This window comes from Pseudomonas sp. SBT1-2, assembly GCF_028640875.1.
Taxonomy (GTDB): Bacteria; Pseudomonadota; Gammaproteobacteria; order Pseudomonadales; family Pseudomonadaceae; genus Aquipseudomonas; species Aquipseudomonas chlororaphis_I.
In genome coordinates this window covers 1-6,386 of record NZ_JAQZAA010000100.1, presented here as the reverse complement: position 1 = coordinate 6,386, position 6,386 = coordinate 1, and the positions used below count along the sequence as shown (strand labels likewise).

Annotated in this window: 1 protein-coding gene; it reads right to left on the bottom strand. The window is 65.4% G+C overall.

Annotated elements, in window-relative coordinates; genetic code table 11:
- Nucleotides 1-6,386 (bottom strand): non-ribosomal peptide synthetase (locus tag PVZ78_RS21635; protein WP_273829229.1); only part of this gene is annotated, 6,386 nt, incomplete at both ends.

Genomic DNA, 6,386 nt, shown 5'->3' with positions numbered 1-6,386 from the left:
CGGCTGACCACCTGGATCGAGATGATCGAGTCGCCACCCAGTTCGAAGAAGTTGTCGGTCACGCCGACCTGTTCCAGCTTCAGCACATCGGCCCAGATGGCGGCGATCTGCTGTTCCAGCTCGTTTTGCGGCGCGACATAGGTCTGCTGCATCAGCTGTGCATCGACCTTCGGCAGCGACTTGCGGTCCAGCTTGCCATTCGGCGTCAGCGGCAGCGCTTCGAGGAACAGCAGGTAGGTCGGCACCATGTAGTCCGGCAGGTTTTCCCGCAGGCGGGCCTTGATGCTTTCCCGCAGCTGCGCCTGGCATTCGTTGCTCGAAGTAACCTGCGCGTCCACCGGCACGATGTAGCCCACCAGTTGCTGGCCGCTCGGGCCTGGCTGGGCGATCACCGCCACTTCCAGTACCGGCTCCTGTTCCAGCAAGCGCGCTTCGATTTCGCCCAGTTCGATACGGAAACCCCGCACCTTCACTTGATGGTCGACACGCCCCACATACTCCACCAAACCGTCGGTGCGATAACGAGTCAGGTCGCCGCTGCGGTACAAGCGCGCACCGCTGATGCTGTAAGGGTCGGGAATAAAACGCTCGGCCGTCAGCCCCGGCCGATCCAGGTAGCCCCGGGCCACGCCCAGGCCGCCCAGGTACAGCTCGCCCGCCACGCCCACCGGCAGCAGGTTGAGGTTGGCATCGGCGACGTAGGCGCTGCGGTTGCCGACGATATTGCCGATCGGTGCATAAGCCGCGTCGCACGGATCGCCGGCCTTGGCCTTCCAGATCAGCGGGGTGACCACGGTTTCGGTCGGGCCGTAGCCGTTGAAAATGTACTTCGGCCGCAGCACGCGCCAGGCCAAGTCATAACTGGCCTGCGGCACCGCGTCACCGCCGAAGCAATAGACCCGCACCGCCGGCGGGTTGCCGTCGCGTTCGGCGTGCACCGCCAGCTGTTGCAGGTACACCGGCGGGAACACGCCCACGGTGACGCCGTAGCGGTGCATCTGCTCGTAGGTGTATTCCGGCGACCACAGGCTGTCATCGCGGATCAGCACGCTGGCACCGTAGATCAGCGGGTGCATCCAGCCCTCATGGGAACCGTCGAAAGCGAAGGACATAAAGTGCAGCTCGCAATCGGCCGGGCTCATTTCATAACGCTCGCCGGTGGCCAGGCTGTGCATCGCCAGCGGGCCATGGGACACCGCCACACCCTTGGGCAGGCCGGTGGAGCCGGAGGTGTAGATCACGTAGGCGAGGTTTTCCTCGGCCAGGGTCACCTCCGGGCTGGTCATCGGGTAAGCCGCAAAGTCAGCCGCGCCTTCGACGCTGAGGGTCGGCAAACCATCGGGAATCGGCAGGCGATCCAGCAGATGGCTCTGGGTCAGCAGCAACCAGGCACCACTGTCCTGCATCATGTAGCGCAGGCGGTCCTGGGGATATTCGATATCCAGCGGTACATAGACCCCGCCGGCCTTGAGCACCGCCAGGAAGGCCACCATGATCTCCGCGCAACGCGGCATGGCGATGGCCACCCGGACTTCCGGGCCGACCCCCAGCTCGATCAGCTTGTGCGCCAGCTGGTTAGCCTGAATGTCCAGTTCACGGTAGCTCAGGCGCTGCTCGGCGAAGAACACCGCCGGGGCCTCTGGCGCCCTGGCCGCTTGGTCGGCGAACAGTTGGTGGACAAAGCGGTTGGTGGGGTAAACCACCTGGGTGTGATCCCAGTCCTGGCGGATGCCGCGCTGCTCTTCCAGGGTCAACAAGGGCAACTCGCCCAGGCCGGTCTGCGGATGTGCCATCAGGCTCAGCAACAGGCTCTGCAAGTGCCCGCCCAACTGCAGCATCGAAGCCTCGGAGAACGACTCGCGGGCGTAGATCAATTCGAACGACAGGCTCTGGCCCAGATTGACCGCGACCGTCAGCGGGTAGTTGGTCTGCTCGTGGTTGCCCACCGCGCCGAACTGCAGCTGTGCCGGCGCGCCCTTTTCCAGGGCCTCGGACACCGGGTAGTTCTCGAACACCAGGATGTTGTCGAACAGCGCATCGCCACCCAGCCCGGCCCAACGCTGCACTTCGTACAGCGGTGTGTATTCATAGTCGCGCAGCGCCAGGTTGCGGCTCTGCACCATCTGCAGCCATTGGCTCACGGTCATGTCCGGACGTGGCGTGGCCACCACCGGCAAGGTGTTGATAAACAGGCCCACTTGCTGCTCGATGCCCTTGAGCTCGGCCGGACGCCCCGCCACCGTGGCGCCGAACACCACGCTTTCCTGGCCGGTGCAACGCTGTAGCAACAGCAGCCAGGCCGCTTGCACCAGGGTATTGACCGTGACTTTCTGCTGGCGGGCGAACTCGCCCAGACGCGCGGTCTGCGCCAGGTCCAGCTCACGATGATGCTTGCCATGGCCTGTACCGGCGGGAATCTCCGCGACCCGGGACAGGGCCTGGGTCAGGCGGGTCGGTTCGTCCAGCGCCTGCAATTGTTCTTTCCAGAAGTTCTCGCAGGCCTGGGCATCCTGGCGTTGCAGCCAACCGATGTAATCCCGGTAGCGGCCTGGCGCATGGTTCGGCAACTGACCGGCATAACGCTGCAGCACTTCGCCGAGCAACTGCGAGTTGCTCCAGCCGTCCATCAGGATGTGATGGTTGGTGTAGATCAGGTGATGTCGCTGGTCGTCGATACGCACCAGGGTCAGGCGCAGCAACGGCACCGCATCCAGCTCGAAGCCACGCTGGCGCTCGGCGGTTGCCAGGCTGTCCAGCGCCTCTTGCAACTGCGGCTGGCCACGCCAGTCATGCTCGCTGCACGCCAGGGCGACGTGCTTGTGCACCACCTGCAGCGGGGTCGCCACCTCGCCCTGCCAGATAAAGCCGGTGCGCAGGATGTCGTGCCGATCGATGGCCGCCTGCCAGGCCTGCTGGAAGCGCAGCGGGTCGAGCCCGTCCACGTCCACTCGCAGCTGGTTGATGTAGTCGCCCGCGGCCTGTTCATACAGGGTGTGGAACAGCATGCCCTGCTGCATCGGCGACAGCGGGTAGAGGTCTTCGACCTCGGCCAGCGCCACCGGCAGGCGGTCCAGCTGCTGCTGGTCCAGACCGGCCAGCGGGAAGTCCGAAGGCGTCGCGCCGCCCTGGCCCGGCTCGCAGCAATGCGCCACCAGGGCCTTGAGTTCCGCGGCATAGTCATCCGCCAGGCGCTGGATAGTCGCGGCGTCGAACATCTGTGTGCTGAAGGTCCAGCTCAGGCTCAGCTCACCGCCATAGACCTGGCCATCCAGGCTCAGCCAGTTGCTCAGCGGGGCCAGCGGGCTCTGGTCGTCGCCCTTGGCTTCACCGGTCGGCTTGAACAGGGAATCCTGCTCGTCGAAGCTGCCGTCGAACTGGCCCAGGTAGTTGAAGGTGATACGCGGCACGGCCAGGGCCGCGAGGGTTTCCTGGGCATTGGCATCCCCCAGGTAACGCAGGGCACCAAAGCCGATGCCCTTGTTCGGCACCGCGCGCAGCTGTTCCTTGATCTGCTTGATCGAGTCGGCCAGGGCCACCCGGGGCGTCAGCTTCACCGGGAACATGCTGGTGAACCAACCCACTGTGCGGGTCAGGTCGAGGTTATCGAACAAGTCTTCGCGACCATGGCCTTCCAGTTGCACCAGGGCGCTGGCCTCGCCGGTCCAGCGGGTGATGACCCGGGCCAGGGCGGTGAGCAGCAGGTCGTTGATCTGCGTGCGGTAGGCCGCCGGAGCGTCCTGCAACAGGCGCTGGGTATGGGTCTTGTCCAGGCGCGAGCTCAGGCTGCTGGCATGCTGGTTCTGCAACGGCGTCACGGGGTGATCCAGCGGCAGGCTCGACTCCACGCCTTGCAACTGGGCCTGCCAGTAGTCCAGTTCCATTTGCAGCGCCGCGCCTTGGGCATAGGCCTGCATATGCTCGGCCCAGGCCTGGGTCGAGCTGGTCTTGGCCGGCAATGCCAGGGGCTGGCCGGCGCTCAGCTGCGCATGGGCCAGTTGCAGGTCCTCCAGCAGGATCCGCCAGGACACGCCATCCACCACCAGGTGGTGGATCACCAGCAACAGGCGCTGGCTGCCGTCCGCCAGGCTGAACAGCACGGCCCGCAACAGCGGTCCGTCCTGCAGGTTCAGGCTGCGCTGGGCCTCGATCGCCGATTGTTCCATGGCCTGGGCGTTATCCACCGCGACCTGCCAAAGCAGGCTCGGCCGCTGGCCGGCATCGGCGAACCGGGCCGACCAGCCATCGGCCTGCTGGCTGAACTGCAAGCGCAGGGCGTCATGCTGCACCCACAGCGCCTGCAAGGCGTTTTCCACGACTTCGGCGCGCAACGGCTGGGCCGGCTTGAGCAGTACCGACTGGTTCCAGTGATGACGCTCGCTCATCGGCGAGTCGAAGAACCACTGCTGCACCGGCAACAGCGCGGTCGCGCCACGCACCGGGCCCTGGTCGATCTGCACCCCGCCCTCGCCCTGCCCGGCCACCGCCGCCAGGCCTTGCACCGTCTGGTACTGGAACAGGTCCCGGGGAGTAAAGCGGATGCCGGCCTGGCGGGCGCGGCTGACCACCTGGATCGAGATGATCGAGTCGCCGCCCAGCTCGAAGAAGTTGTCGGTGACGCCCACCTGTTCCAGCTTCAGCACATCGGCCCAGATCGCCGCGATCTGCTGTTCCAACTCGTTCTGCGGCGCGACATAGACCTGTTGCAACTGCTGCGCGTCGACCTTGGGCAAGGCCTTGCGGTCCAGCTTGCCGTTCGGCGTCAGCGGCAGCGCCTCGAGGAACAGCAGGTAGGCCGGCACCATATAGTCCGGCAGATGTTCTTTCAGGGCCGTCTTGATGCTTTTGCGCAAGGCCACTTGCGCGTCACCGGCAACCGCCGCCTCGGCATCGCCCGGCACGATATAGGCCACCAGTTGCTGGCCATTGTCGCCGTCATGGGCCAGGACAAAGGCTTCGCGCACCGCGGCCTGCTGCACCAGCCGCGCTTCGATTTCACCCAGCTCGATACGGAAGCCGCGGACCTTCACCTGATGGTCGATACGGCCGATGTACTCGATCACCCCGTCGGCGCGGTAGCGGGTCAGGTCGCCAGTGCGGTACAGGCGGCCACCGTCGCTGGAAAACGGATTGGGCACGAACTTCTCGGCGGTCAGCCCTGGACGCGCCAGGTAACCGCGGGTGACCCCGGCGCCGGCCAGGTACAACTCGCCGGCGCTGCTCACCGGCACCGGCTGCAAATCCGGGCTCAAGATATAGCTCTGGGTATTGCTGATGGCCCGGCCGATATTGGCCTGGCCACCGGCCTCACGACGGGTATAGGTCGAGTAGGTGGTGTCTTCCGAAGGACCGTAGAGGTCGTAGACGTGTTGCAGGCCCGGTTGCTGGTACAGGCTATCCACCAGCGCCTGCTTCAGTGGTTCCCCCGCCAGGTTGATGATCCGCACACCGGGCGGAATCTGCCCGCTGCGCTGCAACGCGGCAATCGCCGACGGCACGGTGTTGATCAGCCGCACCCGGTCGCGATCTACCAGCTCCGGCAACTCCAGGGCATTACGCGCCAGGACGATAAAACCGCCGCTGGACAGGGTGACGAACAGCTCCCACACCGACAGGTCGAAGCAGATCGAGGTCGAGGCCAGCACCCCTTGCAGGTCATCGGCGCTGTACACCCGGCTCGACCAGTCGATCAGCGCCAGCACGTTGCGATGGGCAATCGCCACGCCTTTAGGCAAGCCGGTGGAACCCGAGGTGTAGATCACATAGGCCAGGTTGTCCGCGGTCGCTCGCGGCGCTGGATTGTCCGGCGAATAAGCGTCCAGCCAGCCCGGTTGGGCATCCAGTTGCAGGGTTTGCAAGGACTCAACAGCCGGTAGCAACGACAGCAACGCGCTCTCGGTCAGCAGGATCTGTGCCTGGCTGTCGCGCAGCATATGGGCCAGGCGATCCTGTGGGTAATCCGGGTCCAGCGGCACATAGGCGCCACCGGCCTTGAGCACCGCCAACAGCGCCACGACCATCTCCGGGGTGCGCTGCATGGCCACGCCGACCCGCACTTCCGGCCCGACACCGAGCTCGATCAGCTTGTGCGCCAGGCGGTTGGCCCGGGCATTGAGTGCCTGGTAGTCCAGGCTTTGCCCAGCAAACAACAGGGCTTCGGCTTCAGGGTTTTTCCGCGCCTGGGCCTCGACCCGTTGATGCACACCGTGCTCACTCGGAAACTCGACCGACGCCGGGGCCCATTCGTGCAGCAGCTTGTTCTGCTCGGAGGCCGCCAGCAGCGGCAAGTCCCCCAGGCGTTGCCGGGGTTGCTGGACAATGCCCTGCAGCAACTGCACCCAGGACTGGGCCAGGCGCTCGATGGTCGAGGGTTCGAACAGGTCGGTGGC